This is a genomic window from Caballeronia sp. AZ10_KS36 (genome assembly GCF_023631105.1).
Lineage (GTDB): Bacteria > Pseudomonadota > Gammaproteobacteria > Burkholderiales > Burkholderiaceae > Caballeronia.
Genome location: NZ_JALQDQ010000049.1, coordinates 1 through 23705, shown reverse-complemented (window position 1 = coordinate 23705; position 23705 = coordinate 1). Strand labels below are relative to the sequence as shown.

Here is a 23705-nt window from a genome sequence, read left to right as displayed (position 1 = left end):
GCGCCTCCGCGATCAGAACGTCGACCAATCGCCGCTGTCGGCGGATGCGAATTCCGCTGCGACGGCCGACTTGGGGCGTTGCGAAGGCGACGGCGAGCGTCGAGCCAACTTTGCGCTAGCGCTCGCCGCCGGCAGCACCGGTTCAGAGCGTGCGGCCGCCGGCTTTTGTTCGAAGCTGCTGCCGGCGTCGTTGACCTTGAAGATCGAGACGACATCGCGCAGGGCACCGGACTGCTGCGCCATCGACTGCGCGGCGGCACTGGCTTGTTCGACAAGCGCGGCGTTCTGCTGCGTGACCTCGTCCATCTGCGAGACGGCTACGTTGACTTGTTCGATGCCCGCGTGCTGCTCCGTCGAAGCCGCGGAGATCGCGCCCATCAAGTCCGCGACGCGCTTAACCGACGTCACGACTTCGGTCATCGTCTCGCCCGCCTCTTCGACAAGCTGCGAGCCGACGCTGACCTTATCGACCGATGCACCGATCAGGTCTTTGATCTCCTTGGCGGCCGTTGCGCTTCGCTGTGCCAGCGTGCGCACCTCACCGGCTACGACGGCGAAGCCTCGCCCCTCCTCGCCTGCCCGAGCCGCCTCGACAGCCGCGTTCAACGCAAGAATGTTCGTCTGAAAGGCGATGCCCTCGATCACTGCGATGATCTCAGCCACTTTGGACGAACTCGCGCTGATTTCCTTCATCGTTTCAACGACACGGCCAACGACCACGCCGCCGCGTTCCGCTACTTCAGACGCGTTCGACGCGAGCTTGTTGCCTTGCATGGCGTTCTCGCTGTTTTGCTTCACCGCCGAGGTCAGTTCTTCCATGCTTGCTGCCGTCTCTTCCAACGACGCGGCCTGCTCTTCGGTTCGCTGGCTGAGGTCAGTGTTGCCCGCTGCGATCTGTGCAGACGCGGTGGCAATGCTCTGGCTTCCCGTGCGGACCTGACCGACGAGGTCAGACAGACGCTCGTTCATGTTGCGCAGGGCGCGTAGCAATTGGCCCGTTTCGTCTTTCGCGTCGTCGACGATCACGGACGTCAGATCGCCTTCGGCGACAGTCTCTGCCACCTGTACCGAGCGACGAATCGGCGTCACGATGGAGCGCGTAATCACCACAGCGGCGCCGACGCTGCCGAGCAAGGCGAGCGCGATCAAGGTGGCCGTCATAACCAAGGTGTTGTGATAGTTGGCAGCGGCCGCGTCGGCTGCATCGTTGGCTCCCTTTCTATTGAGCGCAACGTCCTTCTCGATCAACTCCATTACCGGCGCGAGCAGAAGCGAAGATTCTTTCCCGGCAAGTTGGCGAACTTCGTCAAAGTGGCCATCGCCCTCTTGCACCGTGGAAACGATTTTTGCGTCGGCCGTCAGGTAGACCGACAACGCTGCCTTCAGGTCGTCGAAGACCTGCTTCTCTTCCGACGAGGAGATCAAACCCTGGTACTTTGCAATGGCGCTGTTGAGCGCTTGCAGAGCATCGCTGTGCTTTCGCACTTGGCTTTCTTTCTCCTGAGCATCGGTCGTCAGCACGATCACCAACGTGGCCCGCCTGACTGCGTTCGCCGCTGCGCGAATATCGCTTAGCGTCTGGACACTGGGTAACCAGTTCTGCGCGAGGTCTTGGGTACCTCCATAAACCCGCGAGACTTGAAACAAGGCCAAGCCGCCGATCAAGCACAGCGACAACAGGGCGATGCCGAAGCCGATACCGAGCTTGGCTGCGATGCGAACATTTTTGAACTGCATGTGAGCTCCTTTAGTGGCGATTGCATTTCAATGGTTATCGGCAACGCGCGCACACAGTCGAGGACAAACGGTTCACTGCCGCTCGATATATTGGTGTCCTGCGGTAACTATTGCCAGGAACAACGTCGCAGTCGGTGCTGCAAGGCTTTCCGCCACAGATCTAGTGGTACTTGCCGCTGAAAAGGCTGATCGGGAGTCGCAAAGTTTGCGACCCAGCCGGAGAACTTAGAAACGTGCGGCGCGCTGTTCAGTTTCTTTCCACGATGCCGTTGTCTGAAACTACGGCGCGCGTCCGCCCTGGGGTGTGAGTGCGCGAGTACCCCTCGAACCAGCACTTGCGGATATGAACAGCGACCACAGACACGGTGCGCCCGAAGCGGGCGGCCAGGAATTCCTCATCTTCAACCTGGGCCAGGAGCAGTACGGCATCGACATTCTCAAGGTCCAGGAAATTCGCGGATACGACGCGGTGACGCGCGTTTCCAATGCACCCGTGTTCATCAAGGGTGTGATCAACCTGCGCGGGGTGATCGTGCCGATCGCCGATATGCGCCTGAAATTCGAGTTGGAGCGCGCCGCGTATGACGAACAGACGGTTGTCGTCGTGCTCAACGTGGCGGGCCGCGTCGTCGGCATCGTCGTTGACGGCGTATCCGACGTGCAGACGCTTACGCCCGAGCAGATTCGTCCTGCGCCGGGCTTCAACTCGACGCTCGACACCGACTACATCACCGGCATCGGGACGATCGACAACCGAATGTTGATCCTGATGGACATCGAGAAGCTCGTGACCAGCGAAGAAATGTCGCTGATCGAGAGTGTTACCGCCTGACACGCCAACGAACCCACCCGCTAACGACATGACCTTCTCCAAAAAACTCTGGCTTCCTCTGCTGCTTTGCCTCGTATGCCTCGCGGGAGTCTCGATTGCCGATGCATTGCGCATGCGCTCGATCCGCACTGAACAGACGCAGCTAGACATCAAGCACGCCACCGAAGTCACGAACAGCATCATTCGTGAATTCGCCCAGCAGGCCAGTAGCGGCGCGATCACGCAGGATCAAGCGAAGCAAGGCGCGCTCAACGCGATCCGTGATATTCGCTTCGGTGACAACGGCTACTTCACCGTGTTCGATTCACAGGCCAAAGTGCTCGTGCATCCTTTCAAGCCGGACTTCGTCGGCAAGACGATGATGGATTTCAAGGACCCGAACGGCCTCTACGTGTACCGCGAGCTTATCGATGTGGGCAAGCGCCAGGGCGCAGGCTACATGTACTATTCGTTCGCGAAACCCGGCACCAATGCGATCCTGCCCAAGATGTCCTACGTGTCGGTGTATCAGCCGTGGGACTGGTTCGTTCTCACCGGTGTCTACATCGATGACATCGATGCGTCGTTCTACGCGTCGCTCGAATGGAGCATCGGCGCGCTTGCGGTGATTGCTGTTGTGCTGAGCGTTGTCGTGTTGCGCCTGAATCGCGGCATTCTGCGCTCGATGGGCGGTGAACCGGCATACGCCGCTGAAGTCGCGAACCAGATCGCGGACAACAATCTCGCGATTGAGGTCGCTACGGCGCCCGACGACCGCTCGAGCCTCATGTATTCGATGGCTCGCATGCGTGCCCAACTGCTCGGCGCCGTCGACAGCGTGAAGACCTCCGCGAACGCCATTGCGATCGCAAGCCGTGAAATAGCTGTCGGCAACACGGACTTGTCATCGCGCACCGAGCAGCAGGCGGCATCGCTCGAAGAGACAGCGGCGAGCATGGAGGAACTGACCGCGGCGGTGAAGCACAACTCTGAAAACGCGCGTCAGGCCAGCGGTCTGGCCGGAAATGCCCGCGACGTTGCACAAGAAGGCGCGACGATCGTCGGCGACGTCGTGGGGACGATGGCCGAGATCGAGCAAAGCTCGCACAAGATCGGCGAGATCATCGGCATGATCGAAGGGATTTCCTTCCAGACGAACATCCTCGCGCTGAACGCTGCGGTGGAAGCGGCGCGCGCCGGCGAGCAGGGCCGCGGCTTCGCTGTGGTCGCGGGCGAAGTGCGCAGCCTCGCGCAACGCTCCTCTACGGCGGCGAAGGAGATTCGCGAGTTGATCGAAGTCTCCAGTTCGCGCGTGCGTAACGGTACGGAACTCGTTGGCCGCGCGGGCGAGACGATGCAAAAGATCGGCTCGGCGATCCAGAAGGTGACCGACATCATGGACGAGATCGCATCTGCATCGAACGAGCAGAGCCGCGGCATCGAACAGGTGAACCAGGCCATCAGCCAGATGGACGAGGTCACGCAGCAGAACGCCGCGTTGGTCGAACAAGCGGCGGCCGCTGCCGGCTCCCTTCAGGATCAGGCTGAAACACTGCGCGCGACGATGTCCGTCTTCAAGACGGCCGCCTAAGCGGACAGCAGGGCGCGCCTCTAGTACCGCGTGCGGGGATGGATTGGCGTTCTCGCACGCAAGCGAGCTTGGCTCGCGAGGCGCACGCCGCCCTTCGTGTCGCGGCGCGGAGCATCAGCAGGCCCGGTCGCCGAGGAGACTGCATCGCGCAAGAATGCAACATTTCTGCTCGATGCACGTATCGCACGCCTCGGGGCCGCGAGGCTTACAGGTAGCTATTCGCGCCCGCACATCGCCACCGTCCTTGCAACGTTCTTAAACGCCTCATTAAATTCCTCCCTACCCGCCTCTTCACGCCATTTTCCGCAGTAACAAGGTTCCGCAAACGTTTGGACTCGACCATATCGTGCAAAGCGCCGAGCGATGCCCGTATCGCGTGCCTTTTCGACGAATCACGAATGAATCAAAACCGCGCACAGCGACCGGAGCGCGCCGGTGTCTGTCGGCCTAATCTCCTGCTGGTATGAGCTTTGGCACGGCTCTCGCTTATGTATGAGCAGGCACATAAAGAATGGCGCGTTCCGTTCGAAAGCGGACAGCGCGACGGTGCTACGGGGTCGGCCGCAAGACTTCGGCGGATCGAATCGCTCGATCCGGATACGAAACGCGGCCGAAAGAAAGTACAGCGCGACAAGACGAGAGACCAAATGTTGACATTCAAGTCGGACCTTCACGGCAATCATTTGCTGGGCCCCCTTCCTTCGCTGGAATGGGAACTCGTAGCAGCAGACCTCGAACTCGTTCAGCTGCGCGCGGGGCAGCTTATTTGCGACTCGGGCAAACGCATCCACCACGTCTACTTCCCGACGACGGCGGTCATCACGCTGTTGCACACGATGGAAGACGGCGGCAGCGTCGAAGTGGCGGCAATCGGACGCGAAGGCATGACTGGCGTGCCGGTTCTGACCGGCGGGGACACCATGCCCACGCGCGTGCAGGTGCAGGTAGCAGGGTCGGCGTACCGCATGACCGCCAGCGCACTGAGGGAGCACTTCGGCCGCTCGGACCTGCTCCGGCGCATCACGCTCCTCTATATGCAAGCGCTGCTCACACAAGTGGCCCAGACCGCCGCGTGCAATCGTCATCATGCGCTGAGCAAGCAAGTGTGCCGGTGGCTCCTGATTCAAGCGGACCGTGTACGGTCGGACGAGATGCGAGTCACGCAGCAATCGATCGCCGACATGCTCGGTGTGCGTCGCGAAGGGGTGACCGAAGCGATCGGGAAGCTGCACGACGCGGGGCTTGTCCATAACACGCGCGGATGCGTCAAGCTGCTCGACCGGGCGGCTCTCGAAGCGCGCTCGTGCGAATGCTATGGCATCGTCAAGCGCGAGTTCGATCGGATGCTGCCGGGGACGCGTCAGGCGGATGCACTTGCGTAGCATAACTGACTACGAGACGGCGCGTCGGGGTTCGCGCCTTGTCTCGTGCTAATGACGCAGCTGTCGCTCGCGTTGCCTGGTGCGGTGGGTTTTCCCGTCGGTGGCGGCCTTACCGGCCGGGTCGAGACTATGCGGTCATCCGGAGATGGCCGCGGTATTCGACTAGACGGCGCTTCCGGTCTGCGCGCTGCATCAGACGTTGTTCACGATCCGACCGAAGCGCCGTCCAGCCGTCCGCAAGCAATGCCAAAGCGCCTTAGAAAACGACGCGCTTGACGGCGTTCGCGGAATCAGTGACGTCCCGCCCGAAACCAGCGACCGTGTTACAAGCCGACAACCCGACCAGCGCCGAGACGATGATCAGCAGAGTGAGAAAGCGTCGGGGCATTTCGTTGTTCCTTATGCAGTGGTTGTCGATTTTGCGCGGGCCCGGCGAGAAGTAAGCCGGACAGCCCAGAGAGTCCGCGCGGGCGGCTGCTCCGGGCGCCCAGCGTCTCGCGCCTTGTTCCTAATTGAAAATGCCGGTCTTGTGCGAGACGACTGATTCGCTCATCGAATAGCGCTTCACGATGTTATCGGTGGAGAACAGAACGACCAACTCTTTCTTCTTGCCGCTCGCGCTGGAGCCCAAAAGGTTGACGACCGGAATGAAGTTGACTGCATCCGAATGCAGCTTGGTCAGCTCATAGTGCCAGATTTCCAATCCCCCGTCGGTGAACTCAGTTTTCAGGGGCGAGCCGAACATGCTCCGGACCTCGTCCTTCGTTGTCTTGCCGTCGACGATTTTCGTCGACACGGTCGCCTCTGTTTCCGAGCGCAGCGAATCGTTACCGGTGCCGGCGCAGCCAGCCAGTGCGAAAGTGGCTGCGGCAATAGCAGCGGCGAATGCAAACTTCTTCATAACCCCTCGTCGGTGTTGTTATTTGTTATCGGGCGCGACGAATCGCGGATCGCGCTCTTCGTCGGCACGTGAATATCGGCAATACGACGGAAACCTTGAGGAGAAGAGCTGCGCCAAGCGCGTCATGCAGCCAACGTTGCGGATAGCGGGCGAGCGAACCGGACCGGCGTTTGGCCAAGACGCGCGTCGTCCAGGAATCGTCTATCCTCAGACTGATCAGGTTGTTTGCGACGAAAGGAGAAGGAGTCACGATGCATGTCAAAGCGACGATCCACGCTCACGAAGCCGCAGATTCGGACTCAGGCGAGCTTCACCGATTCATATTCTCGATTAGCGACGAGATGAATCCGCAGCCCGTACGCAACGTCGTCTCGCTGCGTACCGCACGCGTATTGGCGAATGAGTTGCTGCCGGATACCGCGTTCGCACAGATGATCGTATCGATTGTCCGAACCGAACCCGCCGACTATGACAGCTTGGTCGGCAAAGTATTTCGACATGCGTAGCTGACTTCGCCTCGCCGTCGCGCGCCGTTTCGAGCGCGCCAAGCTTGCACTGCCGTTAGCCCAAGTCGGTGTCGGCCAGCTAGAGAAGAGCCTTAACAAGGTAACACTTTCCTGATTCTCTCTCGTGTCGCGAGAAAACAGTGGAAAACCTGCCTATTCGCCCTTCTGTTTGCGCGGTCCGACAGTAAAATCGGTATGGTCGCGCGCAATCAGTGGCGGGTCCTTTCCGACAAAAATGACTGACATTCGAGAAACCATCGCCGTAGAGCACCGGCGCTCCATGATGATCTACGCGGTCATCGTCGCCGTGCTCATAGCCTGCGCGATCGCATCGGTGTTTCAGGCGCGCGCGGTCATCGACGATGTTCGCCTGGAGAACCGCGCTTCGGCCCTCATCAAGCAAAGCAACGCTCTGCTCAGCGGCGTCGAGCGGGCAGAAACCAGTCAACGTGGTTATCTCTTGACCGGCAGCCAACTCTATCTCGACCCTTTCGAGAGTGGCAAAGCTCAAGCATTGACATCGCTGCAGGAATTGACTCAGTCACTGCGGCGCGCGCAGCAGCAAGCGGCGCTGAAAGACATCGGCGCGGATCTGAAGAAGAAGTTGGACGAGCTCACGCTGACGATCGAGCTTGAAAGAGACGGGCGGTACAACGATGCGATGCGCGTCGTGAGGACCAATGCAGGCAAGGAATCCATGGACCGGATACGCGAGCAGATCGCCCAACTTGCCGCCGAGTGTGAGGACAGGAGAGTTGCGGGGCTTGCTGACGAGACTGTCCGTGTCGAGTTGACCGGTTTTGCTTTTGCCGGGCTACTGGTTGCCGTCGCAGCACTGCTCGCCTTCGCTTTCAGGATGCAACGGAGGGCATTCCGGGGCGTAGTGCGTGGCACCGAGCGGATGAGTCGCGCAGCGTACCGCGACGCATTGACCGGATTGCCGAATCGGCGGGAGCTCGACCGGACGCTGGATCAATTGAAGGACGGCCCGAGCGACGCTGGCGGTCCCGTCACCGCACTATTTATCGACCTCGATGGCTTCAAGTCCGTCAATGACGAGTTGGGCCATGCGACCGGAGACGCCCTCCTGCGCCGCGTCGCCGACCTACTAAGGGATGTCACGCGCTCAGGGGATACCCTTGCCCGAGTCGGCGGAGACGAGTTCGTCCTTATCGCCCCCGGACTCGAGAATCGTCAGCAGATCGGCCATCTATGCAACCGGCTTCTTTCCGCAGTCCGGCCGCTGGCCGATGACTTCTTACCGGTCGGCTTGAGCATCGGAATCGCCACGCGCGAGGCGGCGGGCGAGTCACTTGGGGGCCTTCTGAAGAGGGCCGACGCGGCGATGTATGAAGCGAAGCGGGCCGGCGGAGGTTATCGGTTCAGCGACACGGGTTCATCAATGGCGCTTGCATAAGCGCCTACGTGCGTCGGCATCCGAGCGCTGGCGGGGACGTTCTAACGGACAAACTCACAGCGGCTAGAGCAATTCGCCGCGCGTCTCACTCGGGCGCGTTCGAGCAGCTTGCTGTAAATCGCGCCAGTCTCAGGCTCAACATAGTGAATTTGGAAAACGCGCTTGGCTAGGTCGATGACAATGGTCATCGGTTCCATCTGGGCGTTCGCGTGCACTGAGCATTGATCCTGTCCAATCTGGACAGACACACAAAGGCAAGAGTTAAGTCTCGACTCCTCTCTCGCCCGAAGCATCCCACTCGACGCCTCCAGCGTCCATTCAACGAATCGCTCCCATCATCCCCAGCGCCCGAAGTAGACAATCGCAAGCATTGTCACTTCCTTGTAATCCTGCGTCCTTAGCCTCGCTTCTCTAAACGATGTACAAGACTAACGGAGCGAATCGAATGGCGAGCCTGCGTTTCTGGTCGATGGCCCTGGTGGGCAGCGTGTCTTTACTCGGTTGCGGCGGACATGATGCGTCGCATCCGAACCCTCAGCAGGCCACGCGCACCGTCATCATGGTGTGGGACGGGCTGCGCCCCGACTCGGTCACCCAAGCGGATACGCCGAATCTCTATGCGCTTCGGCAGGCGGGCGTCAACTTCACCGACAATCACTCGACGTATCCGACCTTCACGATGATGAACGGCTCGTCGTTAGCGACGGGCTCGTTCCCGAAGACGAGCGGCTTCTACGGCAATACGTTCTGGACGCCGCCGCAAGGCGCGTCGAACACGATCCCGGTCGGCAAGTCGGCTTCGGGCGGGAGTCAGGATTACGTCGATCCTGTGTTCACCGAGGACTATCAAGTCCTGACCACGCTCAATAACTACTACGGCGGCCAGTTGCTGCTCGTCAAAAGCCTGTTTGCCACCGCGCAGGCCGCCGGCATCGTGACGGCCGCCATCGGCAAATCCGGCGCGGCGTACATTCAGAACCTGAATCAGGGCGGCTACTTCCTCGACGAAAATACCGTGCAGCCGCGCAGCCTCGTCTCCGAACTTCAGGCCGCGAACATCGCCGTGCCGAAGAATACGGTGTTCGGCTATTCCGGCAACGACGCGGTCACGCTCGCTTCGAGCAACGGCGATCCGACCGCGCGCGCCGGCTACGTCACGTTCAACACCACGGCCTACGACCCGGCGGGCAAGCTCACGGTCGCCGCGCGCGACAGCGCCGACACGACGCAAGGCGCGCCGGAAGACGCGGCCAACAAGTACATGATGTCCGTCTTCACGCAGTACATCCTGCCGAAGAAGCAGCCCATGCTGTCGCTCATCTGGTTCCGCACGCCGGATAACGTGGAGCACGGCTATGGTCCCGGCACGTCGAACATGAAGGCCGGCCTGCGTTCGCAAGACGCGCGGCTCGGCGAGCTGATCGCAGGCCTGAAAGCCAACAATCTGTACGAGACGACCAATATCGTCGTCGTATCGGACCACGGGCATTCGAGCGTGTCGGGTCCGCTCGCGCTGTATCCGCTGCGCGCCATCACGCCGTCCGCGACGCCGCCTTCGGGCAGCCCCGTCAACGGCTCGACGAGCGGCACCGACGCCGCCGCGCTCGGCGCCGTCAACGCGAACGGCTACTCGTTCTCCGGCGACGTGCGCTCCGCCGACCTCCTCACCTTCCGCGGCTTCAACGCCTACGACGGCTCCGGCTGCGTCACGTCGGCCATGTACGGTCTGACGGCGAACGGCACGCCCACGGTGCCTCTGAAGAACGATACGACCGGCACGTTGTGCGGCGCGGCCAACACGAAATATCAGGCGATCAGCGCCAACCTGCCCACGCCCGTCGCGAGCTTCAAGGTGCCGGCGGTCGGCAGCCTGCCGGCGAACGGCATCGTCATTGCGGCGAACGGCGGCTCCGACTACTTCTACGTGCCGGGCCACGATCCCGCCACCGTTCGCAAGCTCGTGCAAGTGCTGCAACAACGCGAAGAGTTCGGCGCGATCTTCATGGATAGCCGCTACGGCAACCTGCCCGGCACCCTGCCGATGTCGATGGTGAACCTCGAAAACGCCCAGCGTCAGAACAACGGCCAGCCGGACGTGGTCGCGAGCTTCACGTGGGACGACCAGACGAGCGTGCAAGGCATGCCCGGCATCGAGTTCGAGAGCGTGGGCGGACAGCGCGGCATGCACGGCAGCTTCGGCGTCAACGACGTGCACAACACGCTGATCGCGAACGGTCCGTCGTTCAAGCCGTCGACGGTCGTCAGCACGCCGACCGGCAACGTCGATGTCGCGCCGACGGTCGCCTACCTGCTCGGTCTGTCGATGCCGCAGGCCGACGGGCGCATCATCAACGAATCGCTCAAAAATGCCGCGAGCAGCGCGACGCCGAGCGTGGCGGCGTCGGTGGTCACGCCGCCTTCGGTCGCCACGGGCTTGCGCTTCGAGTTGCCCACGGACCCGACGGGCGCCACCGCCGACACGTCTCTCGCGCAGGGCACCTATACGATCAACCTCGCGGTCAAGGATCTGACCGTGGACAACAAGACTTATCGCTACTTCGACTATGCCAAGGCCATTCGCCATTAAGCGCGGCCGCGCGGCGATGCTCGCATCGCTGTGCGGCGCGTTTCTGATCTGTTCTTCCGCGCACGCCTCGCCGAAAAAGGCGCATGCGCCGACGTTCGAGTCCGCGTTCTCCGCGCAAGGCGAGCCGCCGACGCTCCACTTCACGGTGAAGTATTCGGCGCGCGACGGCCTGCACACGATGCAGGTCTGGCGTGATGGCGAGTCGCGCCTGCGCCGCCGCACCGACGACGCGCTCGACACGTACGTGATTCGCGATGCTTCGGACCCGACCGATTATCAGATGATCGTCGTCGACTACGACAAGCGCATCACGACTCGCATCGACCGGAACAACCTCGTGCGTCTGGGGCGCTTCTCGGACTGGTTTGATCTGTCGCACGGATTGCGGCATCCGGTCGGTGCGTACCGCATCGTGCCGGCCGAGGCTCCGCCGAAGATCGACGCGCCCCTGGCGACATGCAGGTGGTATGGGATCGAGCAGGTGGGAGAGACGCATCGCGTCTGCTGGAGCGAGAAGGACCGCTTGCCGCTCGTGATCTGGTCCGGCGCGCAGGGCGTCGTGTGGCGCGTGACTGCGGTCGACCGTGAACGTCTACCGCGCGATACCTTCCAACTACACGATACCGGCTTCGTGCGCAATGATGCGAACGCCGAGCTTGACAACGATTGATCCCGCCTAAGGCCCGCCGCTCAACAGAACGAATACAAGAGCAGAGCGGGCCTGCGCATCTTTCATCTGCAAGTCCAAGTGGCGGATTAGCGAAGCGCACACGTACGAAGCGTTGCGCGAGCGCCGCGGCGCACTAATTCGACCGACCGGTCGGATTGCGCGCCCGACCGGGCCCTTCCCTTCAAATCCCCTTCACCCGCCGCCCCGCACAACCGAACATTGTGCGGCGTGCCACATTCCGGCGCCAACTGCGGCTTACCGCGCGCGCGATGACGGGTATCGTATGTCCGGTCGGTCCGATACCGCACTCATGATCTCGCCTTGTGCATCTGCCAGTGCACACGGCCCCTAACGCGTGCCCGCGCACAATACATCGATTTAGCCGCAGGAGAATCAAGATGGCAAAGAACCCCTATAGTCGCCGGACCTTCCTGAAAAGCTCTGCGTCCGCTGCGGCGTTAATGTCGCTTCCCATTCCCAGCATGGCTACCACGGGCCATGTCCGCCTCGAATGGCAAACGTTTAAAACGACGCCCCAATATGCGTCGTTTCTCAATGCCATCAAGTTGATGAAGGCCGTCACCGACGCAAGCAAGCCCACTTCGTGGGCGTACTGGGTGAACGTGCATGTGAACTACTGCCCGCACATGAAGCCGTACTTCTTCGCGTGGCACCGGGGCTATCTGTATTATTTCGAACAGCAACTGCGAACCGTCAGTGGAGACAGTTCGCTCACGTTGCCCTATTGGGATTATTACGCGCATCCGACCATTCCGAGCGAGTTTCTCGATAGCGCGACGGGTAATCCGTTATACGTGTCCGGCCGCGTGAACTCGAACGTCTATAACGCGCTGACCATGGCGCCGTTTTCGACGCAGGTCAATAACTTCCAGCGCGGCACCAGCAATTCGTACGAAGCGTCGTTCGAGAATGCGCCGCACAATCCGGTACACGACATTATCGGTGGATGGATGGCCGACATGCAGTCGCCGACCGATCCGATCTTCTACCTGCACCATGCGAACGTCGACCGACTGTTCGACGGTTGGGCGGGCCTCGCGCGAACCAATTACCCGGCGCCGACGGATTCCTACTGGAGCGGCTCGTTCACATACGCGTCCGGACTCACGATAGCCAAGTCCAAGACGTACCAGCCCTCGGCGCTGGGTTATTCGTACGCGAGCAACGCGTTGCCGACGTCGATGCCTCCGAGCGCGCAAGTGGGGAGAATCATCCGCGTGCAGGCGCAGATTCCGCCGATCCGCACCCGCCCGACCATCGGCAATTTCAGCGCGACCGGGCCGCGCTCCATCGCGAACGGTCGCCGCTCGCTCGGCGGCGTGGCGAATCTCAAGCTCACTGAACGCTCGGTGAGCGCGGCGGTGACGCTGGCATCGTCGGATGTGACGGCTCTGCAAACCGCGGTGACGTCGACCGCGGCCACTTCCGCGGCCACTTCCGCGGCCACTTCGGCAGCCACTTCGGCGACCACGAGCGCCAGCCCGAACGCCCAGGCAGCGTCCGGTCAGGCCAAGTATGTGAACATCGTCTTCGACTCGATGATGGTCACATCGCTCGGCAAACAAGGCGGCTACTTCTATAACGTGTACGTCAACTTGCCGTCTGCCGGAGACGCCGATCCGAGCGCGCAAGCCCGCTTCGTGGGAACGATCGGACCGTTCGAAGTGTCGGCGGCCATGCATCACGCCGGCGGCACGCTCACGCTGCCTGCGAACGATGCGCTGCAAGGCCTGTCGCCCGCAGAATTGAAGCAGGTCGTCGTCTCGCTGGTGCGCGTCAACGGCACGAATTCGCCGACGGGCGTGGTGATGTCCGCGAACGAACTTCGCATCGAACTCTCGACGACTCCGAACTAAAGCTGCTCCCGGCGTCGAAGCGAACAGCCCGTAGCCCGTAGCCCGTAGCCCGTTGCGTCGCGACGGGCTTTTTTATGCTCGCGCGTTCTTCGTCACGCGAACGCGCGAGCCTATTCGCTGCCCATCGGCCCTTGAATGGTGAGGCTGTTCCGGACGGACGCGACGCCCGGCGTGCTCGACGCCGCGCGCGTCGCCAAGTCGATCTCCGACTGGTTCGGAACGGACCCCTGCAGCATCACGACGCCGTTCTTCACCCGCACCGTGATGCGCGCAGTGTTGAGCCCCTTCGTGCGAGTGAGCGAGCGGATGACGTCCTTGCGCAGTGCGCGATCAGCGGCCTTGTCTTGCTGACGAGGGGCGGAGGCGGCCTCCGCGCTCGCGGGAACGTCGCTCGCGGCGTGGGCATGCGACAGGGCGAGGGTCGCGCACAACGCTGGGAGAAGGAAGTACATCTTCAATTGCTTCAACATGTTTCCCCTGAAATGACCGCGCTAGTCGACGCAAGCGCGGCAGATGTGCTTCAACGCTGGACCGGCAACGCGCGCGCTGTCGAACGCGAATTCATTCGTACAGCGAAACGCCGTCGCCCACGATCCTCTTTGCAGCGCAAGCATAGACGCATTGACCGATGCCCCGCCCCCTCGTGAATAGGGGGCGCGACTGATCAGCGCGGAACGGAAGGCCGCGCCTTACCGCGATTCCGTCGTAAGCAGCGCATGAATCATTCGCGCGAGCAGATACGGCGTATCCGGCGCGGTGACGATGATGGCGGCCGCGCTCATGCGCTGCGGCCCGCGACAGGTCCGCTCCGACTATAGGCAGCCGCGCGAGCGCGTTCACCCCTCGTTTGGAGGGGCGGCAGCATCGGTTCTCTTTGCCACCATGCCGGTCAGTACCGGCACGGCCGCTAAGTCGTCCGCGTCGTCCGCGTCATCGGTCCCGACCGCGCAAGCGTGCAAAGGCCGGCGTCGTCATGCACTCAGACCACTCAGGAAGAACCATGAGCTACACCCCGCCCATCCGCGACATGATGTTCGTGATGACCGAGCTGGCCGGACTCGATACGGTCGCCGCGCTGCCGGATTGCGCCGATGCCACGCGCGACACCGCGCAGGCCATCCTCGAAGAAGGCGCGAGGCTATGCGGCGAAGTGCTCGCGCCGTTGAACGCGGCGGGCGACCGTCATCCGCCGGTCTGGTGCGACGGCGAAGTGAGCGCGTCGCCGGGGTTCGCGGCGGCGTTCGCGCAGTTCGTGGAAGGTGGCTGGCAGGGCCTGATGCATCCGGTGGAATTCGGCGGTCAGGGGCTGCCCAAGTTGATCGCTGCGCCGTGCCTCGAAATGCTGATGGCGGCCAACCTGTCGTTCGGCACCTGCCCGTCGCTCACCGACGGCGCCATCGAGGCCTTGCTGCTCGCGGGTTCCGCCGAGCAGAAGGCGCGCTATCTGCCGAAGCTCGTCAGCGGCGAGTGGACCGGCACCATGAACCTGACCGAGCCGCAAGCCGGCTCCGATCTCGCCCTGCTGCGCGCACGTGCCGAACCGGCGGAAGACGGCGCGTATCGAATCTTCGGCACCAAGATCTTCATCACGTGGGGCGAGCACGACATGGCGTCGAATATCGTCCATCTCGTGCTGGCGCGCACGCCGGACGCGCCCGAGGGCATCAAGGGCATCTCGCTCTTTCTCGTGCCGAAGTTCCTCCCGAACGCGGACGGCTCGCCCGGCCAGCGCAACGACGTGCACTGCGTCTCGCTCGAACACAAGCTCGGCATCCGCGCGAGTCCGACGGCGGTGCTGCAATTCGGCGACGGCGGCGGCGCGACGGGCTTTCTCATCGGCGAGAAAAATCGCGGCCTCGAATACATGTTCGTGATGATGAACGCGGCGCGCTTCGCTGTCGGCCTTCAGGGAATCGGCGTGGCTGACCGCGCTTATCAGAAGGCCGCCGCGTATGCGAAGGAACGCGTGCAAAGCCGCCCGGTGGACGGCTCGTCGGATCGGGCGGTTCCGATCATCCGCCATCCGGATGTGAAGCGCATGCTCGCCACCATGCGCGCGCTCACGGAAGGCGCGCGCGCCCTCGCCTACGCAGCGGCGTCGCATCACGATATCGCGCAGCACAATGCCGACGACGCGGTGCGCGCCGAACACCGCGCAATCTACGAATACCTCGTGCCGATCGTCAAGGGCTACAGCACCGAGTTGTCGGTGGAAGTGACGAGCATCGGCGTTCAGGTGCACGGCGGCATGGGCTTTATCGAGGAGACCGGCGCGGCGCAGTACTATCGCGACGCGCGCATTCTGCCGATCTACGAAGGCACCACGGCCATTCAGGCGAACGATCTGCTCGGCCGCAAGACGCTGCGCGATGGCGGCGCGGTCGCGACGCAGATGCTGGCGCGCATCGACCGGACGCTCAGCGCACTGCGCGGCCATCCGGCGTTCGGCAGACGGCCGGCCTTCGCTGCGATGCACGCGCATCTCGATGCGGGCCGCGCCGCGCTCGCGCGTGCGATCGACTTCATGTTGACGCATGCCAAGTCGGACCCGAACGCGGTCTTCGCGGGCAGCGTGCCGTATCTGCTGCTTTCCGGCACCGTGCTGTGCGGCTGGCACATGGCGCGCGCGCTCATGGCCGCATCGGCGCAGGAAGCGGACGATCCGCTCTTTTACGGCGCGAAGACGGCGACCGCGCACTTCTACGCGACGCATATCTTGCCGCGCGCGCTGACGCTCGAAGTCGCGGTTCTGAGCGCACGGGGCGACGACGGCGTGCTCGCGCTGCGGGACGACCAGTTCTGAGCGAAGGCGCTTTCGCTCGCGGCCCAAGCCACGCGCAGACCGAGCGCCGCCCCCTATTTCAGAGGGGGGCGGCGCGTTCGTCAGGATTGCTATTCTCGTCACGTGCCGCATGGCTGGCGTCGGCTGCGACGCGAACATCGCGTGTCGGGCTCGCGGCATCCGCCGGGCCGCGCGTCGCGCGCCGCGCTCGCCGGCGTCGACTCGCCGCCCGTCCGGCGCGCAATCAAACATCGGAGACAGCATGAAACGTTTCATCCCGGCTCTGCTGCTGGCCGCATCGGCGGCCGTCATCGCGGCAAGCCAGACGCTCGCGGCGCCGTCCGGCAGTCCTTCCGTCAGTCCTTCGGGCAGTGCTTCCGTTACAGAGCCCACCCGGGTCGGAAACCTGCCCGGCTACGACCAGCCGAACCAGTATCTCGCGCGCCGCGCCACGAAGATCGCGGAGAACATGGAGCCCGTCGTCGAGCACGCCGATCAGGCCGACGAGGCGGCGCAGAAGCTCGCCGCGCTGCGCGGCAAGACCGGCAAGCGGCCGAACATCGTCGTCTTTCTGCTCGACGACGTGGGCTACAGCGACTTCGGCTTCAACGGCGGCGGCGACGCCGTGGGCAACGCCACGCCCGACGTCGACCGCATCGCGCGGCAAAGCCTCATCCTGAGTTCGGCGTATTCGCAGCCGAGCTGCTCGCCCACGCGCGCCACCATCATGACCGGCCAGAACATGGCGCATCACGGCATCCAGGTGCCGCCGATGTACGGCCAGCCCGGCGGACTGGCGGGACTCACCACCCTGCCAGAACTGCTGTCGCGCGCAGGCTATACGACGCAGGCGGTCGGCAAGTGGCATATCGGCGAAAACGAGGGCTCGCAGCCGCAGAACGTCGGTTTCGACGACTTTCGCGGGTTTCTCTCCGTGTCCGACATGTACACGGAATGGCGCGATCCGCAATACAACCCCGAGGTCGCGCTGAGTCCCGAGCGGTATCGCTACATCCTGAATCTGCCGTTCAACAAGAGCGACGTTCATGCCGTGAAGGGCGGCAAAATCGAAAGCCTTTACGAAATCAACACGGACACCATCAAGGATCTCGACCAGAAGTGGCTGGACTACACGGTCGCGTTCCTCGACCGGCAGAAGGACGCCGCGAAGCCCTTCTTTCTGTACTACGCGCCGCGCGCCTGCCATTTCGACAACTATCCGAACGACTACTACCGCGGCCGTTCGGCGGCGCGCACGAACTATAGCGATTGCATCGTCGAGGTCAACGACATCTTCAAGAAGATGATGGACACGCTGCAAGCCAACGGCGAGCTGGACAACACGATCATCTTCTTCGCCTCCGACAACGGGCCGGAACAGGAAGTGCAGCCCGCCGGACGCACCATGTTTCGCGGCGGCAAGGGCTCGACATGGGAAGGCGGCGTGCGCTCGCCGTTCTTCGTCTACTGGAAAGGCATGATCCAGCCGCGCAGCTCGGACGGCCTGTTCGATTTCGCGGATATCTTCAACACGTCGGTCGCGCTCGCCGGTCAGCCCGGCGCCGCCGTGTCGAAGCTCGTGCCGGCGAGCAGCTATATCGACGGCATCGACCAGACTTCGTTCCTGCTCGCCGACAAGGGCGTGTCCAACCGGCGCAGCATCTTCTACTTCTGGAACGACGAACTCTCGGCCGTGCGCGTCGACGAGTTCAAGCTGATGCAGAAGGCGCAAGCGGCCGATTCGCTGACGCGGCTGGGCTACAACGGCGGCTTTTCCGGCTCGATGCAGTCGACATGGACCGCACTCGTCTTCAATCTGTACAGCGACCCCAAAGAAGAGGAGTCCATCGCGATTCGGCACATTCCGGTCTCCGTGCCGCTCGTCGCGGAAATGCAGCGGTATCGCGAGGTGCTCAAGAAGTATCCGCCGCGCCACGTGATCTCCTTGAAGTAACCCGCGGCGCCCGCTTTTCCCGCGAAGGCGGGCGCCACGGCCTGAACGGGACTCGACATGAAGCTCACGATTCGACAACGGCGCTCTGCGGGCGTCGTCGCGCTCGCCGTCGCGCTGGCGGGCTCCGCTTTCGCTTACTACGGACACGAGCGGCGTGAGCCTGCTGCGCTGACGGTCGGCGACGGCCGCAGCGGCCCGAACGACATGGTGTGGATACCGGGTGGCACCTTCACGATGGGCAGCGCCCATCCGCACGCACTGCCGAACGAAGGCCCGGCGCACACGGTCGAGCTCGCCGGCTACTGGATCGACCGGCACGATGTGACGAATGCCGAATTCGCGCGCTTCGTCGCGGCGACGGGTTATGTGACCACCGCCGAGCGCAAGCCTCGCTGGGAAGATCTGCAAGTGCAGTTGCCGCCCGGCACGCCTCGTCCGCCCGAGAGCACGCTGGTGCCCGGCGCGCTAGTCTTCACCGGCACGGACGCACCCGTGCCGCTCAACGACTACACGCGCTGGTGGAAGTTCGTGCCCGGCGCGAACTGGCGGCATCCGACCGGGCCTGACAGCAGCATCGCCGGCAAGGAGAATCATCCGGTGGTGCAGGTGTCGTACGAAGACGCGCTCGCCTATGCGCGCTGGGCGCACAAGCGGCTGCCCACCGAAGCCGAATGGGAGTACGCCGCGCGTGGCGGCCTGCAACAGGCTGATTTTGCGTGGGGCGCGGAATTCGCGCCGGCCGGCCGGCGGATGGCCAACACGTGGAACGACAGCGCGCGCGTTTTCCCCGTCAATTTGCCCGACGCGCACGAGAAGGTTCAGGTCGGCACGTCGCCGGTCGGCAGCTTTCCGGCCAACGGCTACGGCCTCTTCGATATGGCCGGCAACGTGTGGCAGTGGGTCGCGGACTGGTATCGCGCCGACGCGTTCAGGATCGAAGCGGCTCGCGGCGATGTCGTGAGCAATCCGGCGGGACCGTCGCAGAGTTTCGATCCGGATAACGGCCCCACGGCCTACGCGCCCGAACGCGTGACGCGCGGGGGCTCGTTTCTGTGCAGCGAAACGTATTGCCAGAGCTACCGCGTGAGCGCGCGGCGCGGCACCGATCCGATGAACGGCATGTCGCACCTGGGTTTCCGTCTGGCGATGGATCAGAGCGAGTGGAAGGCCCAGCGGGCAAATAGCCGTTGATTGCCGCATTTGTCTGCGCTTGCGCGGGCCGGATTTGAAGTCGGCACGGCGCGAGACGGCGGCGAGTATCAGGCGGCGCATGTCCTTAGCTTTCCGAAGTTTCAATTCAAGCCGAGTCCGCGACCGCCCGCGAGCGCAAGAGTTCTGTCCTTCGAGTTCCTGTCGGCAGCAGCGCACTTTGTTCCTGTCCTTGGAAGCAAGCCCGCGCCGATCCGAACTGCGCGGAGCATCGCGTGGTGCCGGACTGCGAGATGGTGAGCGTCGGCGAGATCAACACGGCCTTCAGGCGCATGCTCGCGAACGACGTGAAATATCGCTTCGTGATCGACATGGCGTCGATGAAGGACGTGCTTCGATAAGCAGAACGCCGCGCGCTTTCGCAAGCGCGCGGCGTCCCGGGCGATGCTCCCGCAGCCTCAGTGTTGCACTTGCAGGACTTCGTCCTCGAAAATGACCGATTGCCCGAGTTCGGCCCACGCACGGGCCGCCGAAAGATAACGCTCCTCGATACTGCCGCGGCTGATCTTCATCGTCGGCGTGAGCAGGCCGCTGTCGATCCGCCATGAATCCTTGACGACCACGATGAAGTCCATCTTCTCGTGGTCTTCCAGCGTCGAATTCACGTTTTCCAGCAACGCGTGCAGTTCCGCCCGCAACGCTTCGCGCGTCGCGGGCGCGTCGAGCTCGCCCTGCGCCGCCGCCGACAGCATCATGAGCGCGAACGGTTGCGCGAACGCCGGTCCGGTGACGCACACGGCTTCCACCTTCGGGTGACTCAGCCGGTTTTCGATCGGCGCGGGCGCCACGTATTTGCCCTTGCTCGTCTTGAAGATCTCCTTCACGCGACCCGTTATCTTCAGGCGGCCGATCTCATCGACTTCGCCTCGATCGCCGGTCTTGAAGGATCCGTCTTCCGTGAAACTCTCGGCGGTCAATTCAGGCTGGCGATAGTACCCGAGCATCATCGTGGGCGATTTCAACAGAATCTCCCCGTTCTCGGCGATCCTGCATTCGACGTCGGGCATCGCCTGACCCGAATAACCGAGCCGCACCAGGCCCGGGCGGCTGTAATGCGAATACGAGAAGTTCTCCGTCATCCCGTAGACGTCGAGCAGTTCGAGCCCGAGCGCGCGATACCAGTTCGTGATCTCCTCCGGCAGCGGCGCGGAGCCGGTGAACGCAAGCCGCGTTGCGTCGAGGCCGAGCATGGTCAGAATCTGGCGCTTGAGCGCGGCGGCTTCGGGCGTGTCCGTATGCAGCAGCGCCTGTTGCTCTGCCGACAGTTTCGCGCAGATGCCCTGATAGGACTTCGTCCACAGCCGCGGCATGGAGATGAAAACCGTGGGCCGCGCTCGCAGTAGATCCTGTACGAACGTGGCAAGGCTGTCGTTGAAGAACACGCGAAAGCCGTAGCACAGCGAATTGGCCTCCACGAATGAACGCTCCGCCGTGTGCGCGAGCGGCAGATAGGAGAGCACGCGTTCGGCCGGCGTGTAGCCGCAGAAGTCACCCGCGCGCGTGGCGTAGGCGAAGATGGTGCCGAAGCTGTGCATCACGCCCTTCGGACGCCCGGTGCTGCCCGAGGTGTAGATGATCGTCGCGAGTTCGCCGGGCGACGGCAGATGCACGTCTTTGAGCGGCGCGGTGTCGGCGACGATATCGCTCCACCACGACGCTTCGGGCGTAGGCGGCGACATCGGCAGCCCGACGAGCCGCGCGTTCGCAGGAACGACCTTGGCGATGGCGTTCCATGCATCGGTTAAGCCGTCGAGCTTGCCGACGAATACCACGCGCACGTTGCAATGCTCGAAGACGTATCGGGCGGTATCGGGACTGATCGTGGGATAGAGCGGCACCGAAACATGCCCGGCGAGCCAGATAGCCAGATCCGCGATGATCCAGTGCGCGCTGTTCTTCCCCACGATGGAAATAGAGCTGCCTGGCGGCAACTGTAACGAGCGCAGCCAGCCGGCCATGCGCCGGGCCTCGTCGCCGACGTCCTTCCACGTATAGTCGACGACCTGTCCGCCCGGCGTCGGTTCGGTCAGATAGATCGCATCGGGTTGCGCCTGTTCCCAGTGCAGAAAGCGATGAACCAGAGTTCCCGAATTCGTACCGCTCATGATGTCTCCATTATCTTTTCGAGGAAGTGCCGCGTCCGGGCTTGGCTGGCGTCTGCCGCGCGTGTTGCCTTGGCCGAAGGCTGACGCTCGCTGGCCTGAGCGGGTGCCGCCGTTGTGCGCGAACCGATACAACGATACGCTGATACCGTTCTGCGTCGCCCACCCGTAAATAGGGGGGACGCGGCAGCGGAAATGGATGAGCGCGTGCTTAGGCAGGAGCGGCGCAGCCTGTCGTGAACTTGGACACGGATTTTATTCGGCGGGGGAAAGCCCCCGGCGGCCGAGGGGCGAAGGCAAGAAGATGTGCCTGAATGACGAACGCGGCAGCCGCAGGCCCCCTTACCGAGCCGCGCGCCGCCGCGTCCAGCGCGGGCCTGCGTGCGCAAGCCCGGCATGGGTCGATTACATCTGTCGCTTATGTCCGTCGCTTATGACTGGATAAACGCGAGAAGGTCGGCGTTGAGCGTTTCCGCGTTGACCGTCAACATGCCGTGCGAAAAGCCGGGATACGTCTTCAGCGTGCCGTTCTTGAGCAGCTTGATGGACTTGAGCGCGGCATCGGCGATAGGCACGATCTGATCGTCCTCGCCGTGCAGCACGAGCGTCGGCACGGAGATGGCGCGTAGGTCTTCCGTCTGGTCCGTCTCCGAGAACGCCTTGATGCCGTCGTAGTGCGCCTTGGCGCTACCCATCATGCCCTGGCGCCACCAGTTCTGGATCACGCCCTGATGCGCGGTCGCGCCCGGACGATTGAATCCGTAGAACGGGCCCGCGGGAACATCGACGAAGAACTGCGCGCGGTTCTCGGCGAGCGCGTGGCGAAAGCCGTCGAACACGTCGAGCGGCAGACCTTCGGGATTCGCTTCGGTCTTGAGCATCAGCGGCGGCACGGCGCTGACGAGCACGGCCTTGGCCACGCGACCCGCCGGTTCGCCGTGCTTTGCGACATAGCGCGCCACTTCGCCGCCGCCCGTCGAATGGCCGATATGCACGGCGTTGCGCAGGTCGAGCGCCTCGACGACGGCAAAGGCGTCCGCCGCGTAATGGTCCATGTCGTGCCCTTCCGACACCTGCGTCGAGCGGCCATGACCGCGCCGGTCATGAGCGATCACGCGATAACCCTTCTGCACGAAGAAGAGCATCTGCGCGTCCCAGTCGTCGGAAGACAACGGCCAGCCGTGATGGAAGACGATCGGCTGCGCATCTTTCGGACCCCAGTCCTTGTAGAAGATTTCGACGTTGTCTTTCGTAGTGACGTACGGCATGGTCGTTTCCTTTTTGACGTTATAGAGCATGAGCCGGCAATCATTCTCCGGCGCCAATATGACAGCCGCTACCGTGAGTGGCGGCTGGTACGACGAAGTAAGCAACGCGATGTGGGGAGATTACGGACGCCGGCATCGTGACGGAAGAGCGGCGGATGCAATGCATTGTTGCACTGGTGCCACGTACCTTGCAACGAAGGTGTCCGGATACCGGACTCGGGGAAGATGCGATGTCCAACGCATACGCACTAACCGGTGCGGCTTGTTGCGCACGAACACGTCGACGCGCTCGGAGCCGGTGCGCTTTCTCACCGGTCCGGCGATCTATGCATGATTGCCGGGCCTGCCATGCACCAGCGGCGAGCCGGTTGACTCACGATGCGCCGGCCAGAACACCGACCGGCTCGACCGCACTGCCCGTCTCGATGATGCCTTCTTCGACGACGCGCGCCGTGACGCCTCCGAGCCCCCGCACGGCGTTGTATCCGCCGACGCCGAACGTTTCTTCCATCCTCGAACAGGGATGACATTCGCCTGTCACGAGAAGAACCGCGCTGCCGATGCGGACCTGCCGGTTCTTCAGCGCGTTGAGGTTGATGCCCTCGGTGACGATGTTGCGACGAAGGTCGAGTGGCGAGACGTGCTCGCGCCCGAGATGGCTGGCGATGGCGCGCAGGCTTTCGGCTGCGATCAGCGTTACTTGCCGGTTGCCGCTCGTGCGGCTGTAGTGATCGCCTTCGAGCCCCTTGTCTGTCGATGCGTGGACCGAGCGCACTTCCATGAGCGGGGGGGGGGGGGGGGGGGGGGGGGCGGGGCCGCCCCCCCCCCCCGGGGGGGGCCGCCCAACCCCCCCCCCCCCCCCCCCCACAAAAACAACAAAACAAAAAAAAAAACAAAAAACAAAAAACAAA

General features: G+C 63.0%; 18 protein-coding genes and 2 pseudogenes. 13 read left to right on the top strand and 7 right to left on the bottom strand.

Features of this window, described 5'->3' with window-relative positions; translation table 11 throughout:
- Window positions 1-12: 12 nt before the first annotated feature.
- Window positions 13-1737: a methyl-accepting chemotaxis protein gene (locus NCR35_RS28070; RefSeq protein WP_250537177.1), complete on the bottom strand. Its 1725-nt coding sequence runs from the start codon at window positions 1735-1737 to the stop codon at window positions 13-15.
- Window positions 1738-2080: 343 nt separating this feature from the next.
- Here NCR35_RS28070 and NCR35_RS28065 point away from each other — a divergent pair, with 343 nt between their 5' ends.
- The 3 genes from NCR35_RS28065 to NCR35_RS28055 all read left to right on the top strand — a co-directional run bounded on the left by NCR35_RS28065 (window position 2081) and on the right by NCR35_RS28055 (window position 5521).
- Window positions 2081-2569 carry a chemotaxis protein CheW gene (locus NCR35_RS28065; RefSeq protein ID WP_250537176.1) on the top strand — a complete coding sequence of 163 codons (489 nt, stop codon included), beginning with the start codon at window positions 2081-2083 and terminating at the stop codon, window positions 2567-2569.
- Window positions 2570-2597: 28 nt separating this feature from the next.
- Window positions 2598-4139, top strand: a complete 1542-nt coding sequence (locus NCR35_RS28060) for a methyl-accepting chemotaxis protein (protein WP_250537175.1) — start codon at window positions 2598-2600, stop codon at window positions 4137-4139.
- 647 nt (window positions 4140-4786) lie between these two features.
- Window positions 4787-5521 (top strand): Crp/Fnr family transcriptional regulator, encoded by a 735-nt coding sequence (locus tag NCR35_RS28055; protein ID WP_250537174.1) that lies wholly within the window; start codon window positions 4787-4789, stop codon window positions 5519-5521.
- Between the two features lie 508 nt (window positions 5522-6029).
- Here the strand turns inward: NCR35_RS28055 and NCR35_RS28050 are convergent.
- Window positions 6030-6422, bottom strand: a complete 393-nt coding sequence (locus NCR35_RS28050) for an SEN1984 family lipoprotein (protein ID WP_244850966.1) — start codon at window positions 6420-6422, stop codon at window positions 6030-6032.
- Window positions 6423-6673: 251 nt separating this feature from the next.
- Here NCR35_RS28050 and NCR35_RS28045 point away from each other — a divergent pair, with 251 nt between their 5' ends.
- Complete coding sequence (locus tag NCR35_RS28045) at window positions 6674-6928, top strand: hypothetical protein (RefSeq protein WP_250537173.1); 255 nt, start codon at window positions 6674-6676, stop codon at window positions 6926-6928.
- Window positions 6929-7163: 235 nt separating this feature from the next.
- Window positions 7164-8345: a diguanylate cyclase domain-containing protein gene (locus NCR35_RS28040; protein ID WP_250537172.1), complete on the top strand. Its 1182-nt coding sequence runs from the start codon at window positions 7164-7166 to the stop codon at window positions 8343-8345.
- Window positions 8346-8431: 86 nt separating this feature from the next.
- On the opposite strand, the pseudogene NCR35_RS30115 reads toward NCR35_RS28040, so the two are convergent.
- Window positions 8432-8542, bottom strand: a pseudogene (locus NCR35_RS30115) (IS110 family transposase); the annotation flags it as partial.
- A gap of 248 nt (window positions 8543-8790) precedes the next feature.
- Here NCR35_RS30115 and NCR35_RS28035 point away from each other — a divergent pair.
- The 4 genes and pseudogenes from NCR35_RS28035 to NCR35_RS28025 all read left to right on the top strand — a co-directional run bounded on the left by NCR35_RS28035 (window position 8791) and on the right by NCR35_RS28025 (window position 13479).
- The gene (locus NCR35_RS28035) at window positions 8791-10932 is read left to right on the top strand and encodes an alkaline phosphatase family protein (protein WP_250537171.1); all 2142 of its coding nucleotides are present in this window, start codon (window positions 8791-8793) and stop codon (window positions 10930-10932) included.
- Entirely contained in the window at window positions 10910-11602 is a 693-nt protein-coding gene (locus NCR35_RS28030) for a hypothetical protein (protein WP_250537170.1), read from the top strand. The genes NCR35_RS28035 and NCR35_RS28030 overlap by 23 nt, the downstream gene beginning before the upstream one ends.
- 398 nt (window positions 11603-12000) lie before the next feature.
- A pseudogene (locus tag NCR35_RS30110) lies at window positions 12001-12072 on the top strand (twin-arginine translocation signal domain-containing protein); the annotation flags it as partial.
- 12 nt (window positions 12073-12084) lie between these two features.
- Entirely contained in the window at window positions 12085-13479 is a 1395-nt protein-coding gene (locus tag NCR35_RS28025; protein WP_250537169.1) for a tyrosinase family protein, read from the top strand.
- A 110-nt stretch (window positions 13480-13589) separates the two neighbouring features.
- Here NCR35_RS28025 and NCR35_RS28020 read toward each other — a convergent pair whose 3' ends face one another.
- Window positions 13590-13949: a BON domain-containing protein gene (locus NCR35_RS28020; protein WP_250537168.1), complete on the bottom strand. Its 360-nt coding sequence runs from the start codon at window positions 13947-13949 to the stop codon at window positions 13590-13592.
- Window positions 13950-14479: 530 nt separating this feature from the next.
- Between NCR35_RS28020 and NCR35_RS28015 the strand changes: the two genes are divergently transcribed.
- The 4 genes from NCR35_RS28015 to NCR35_RS28000 all read left to right on the top strand — a co-directional run bounded on the left by NCR35_RS28015 (window position 14480) and on the right by NCR35_RS28000 (window position 19765).
- A complete protein-coding gene (locus tag NCR35_RS28015) occupies window positions 14480-16282 on the top strand; it encodes an acyl-CoA dehydrogenase family protein (RefSeq protein WP_250537167.1) in 1803 nt (600 codons plus the stop codon).
- Window positions 16283-16523: 241 nt separating this feature from the next.
- Window positions 16524-18215 (top strand): sulfatase-like hydrolase/transferase, encoded by a 1692-nt coding sequence (locus NCR35_RS28010; RefSeq protein WP_284503355.1) that lies wholly within the window; start codon window positions 16524-16526, stop codon window positions 18213-18215.
- A 57-nt stretch (window positions 18216-18272) separates the two neighbouring features.
- Complete coding sequence (locus NCR35_RS28005) at window positions 18273-19406, top strand: formylglycine-generating enzyme family protein (RefSeq protein WP_250537166.1); 1134 nt, start codon at window positions 18273-18275, stop codon at window positions 19404-19406.
- 233 nt (window positions 19407-19639) lie between these two features.
- Complete coding sequence (locus NCR35_RS28000; RefSeq protein ID WP_350029237.1) at window positions 19640-19765, top strand: hypothetical protein; 126 nt, start codon at window positions 19640-19642, stop codon at window positions 19763-19765.
- 57 nt (window positions 19766-19822) lie between these two features.
- Here the strand turns inward: NCR35_RS28000 and NCR35_RS27995 are convergent, their stop codons facing one another.
- The 3 genes from NCR35_RS27995 to NCR35_RS27985 form a co-directional block, all read right to left on the bottom strand.
- Window positions 19823-21529 (bottom strand): AMP-binding protein, encoded by a 1707-nt coding sequence (locus NCR35_RS27995; protein ID WP_250537165.1) that lies wholly within the window; start codon window positions 21527-21529, stop codon window positions 19823-19825.
- 428 nt (window positions 21530-21957) lie between these two features.
- On the bottom strand, window positions 21958-22794 hold the full coding sequence (locus NCR35_RS27990; protein ID WP_250537164.1) for an alpha/beta fold hydrolase: 837 nt from the start codon (window positions 22792-22794) through the stop codon (window positions 21958-21960).
- 373 nt (window positions 22795-23167) lie between these two features.
- A complete protein-coding gene (locus tag NCR35_RS27985; RefSeq protein ID WP_250537163.1) occupies window positions 23168-23575 on the bottom strand; it encodes an MOSC domain-containing protein in 408 nt (135 codons plus the stop codon).
- Window positions 23576-23705: the final 130 nt, after the last annotated feature.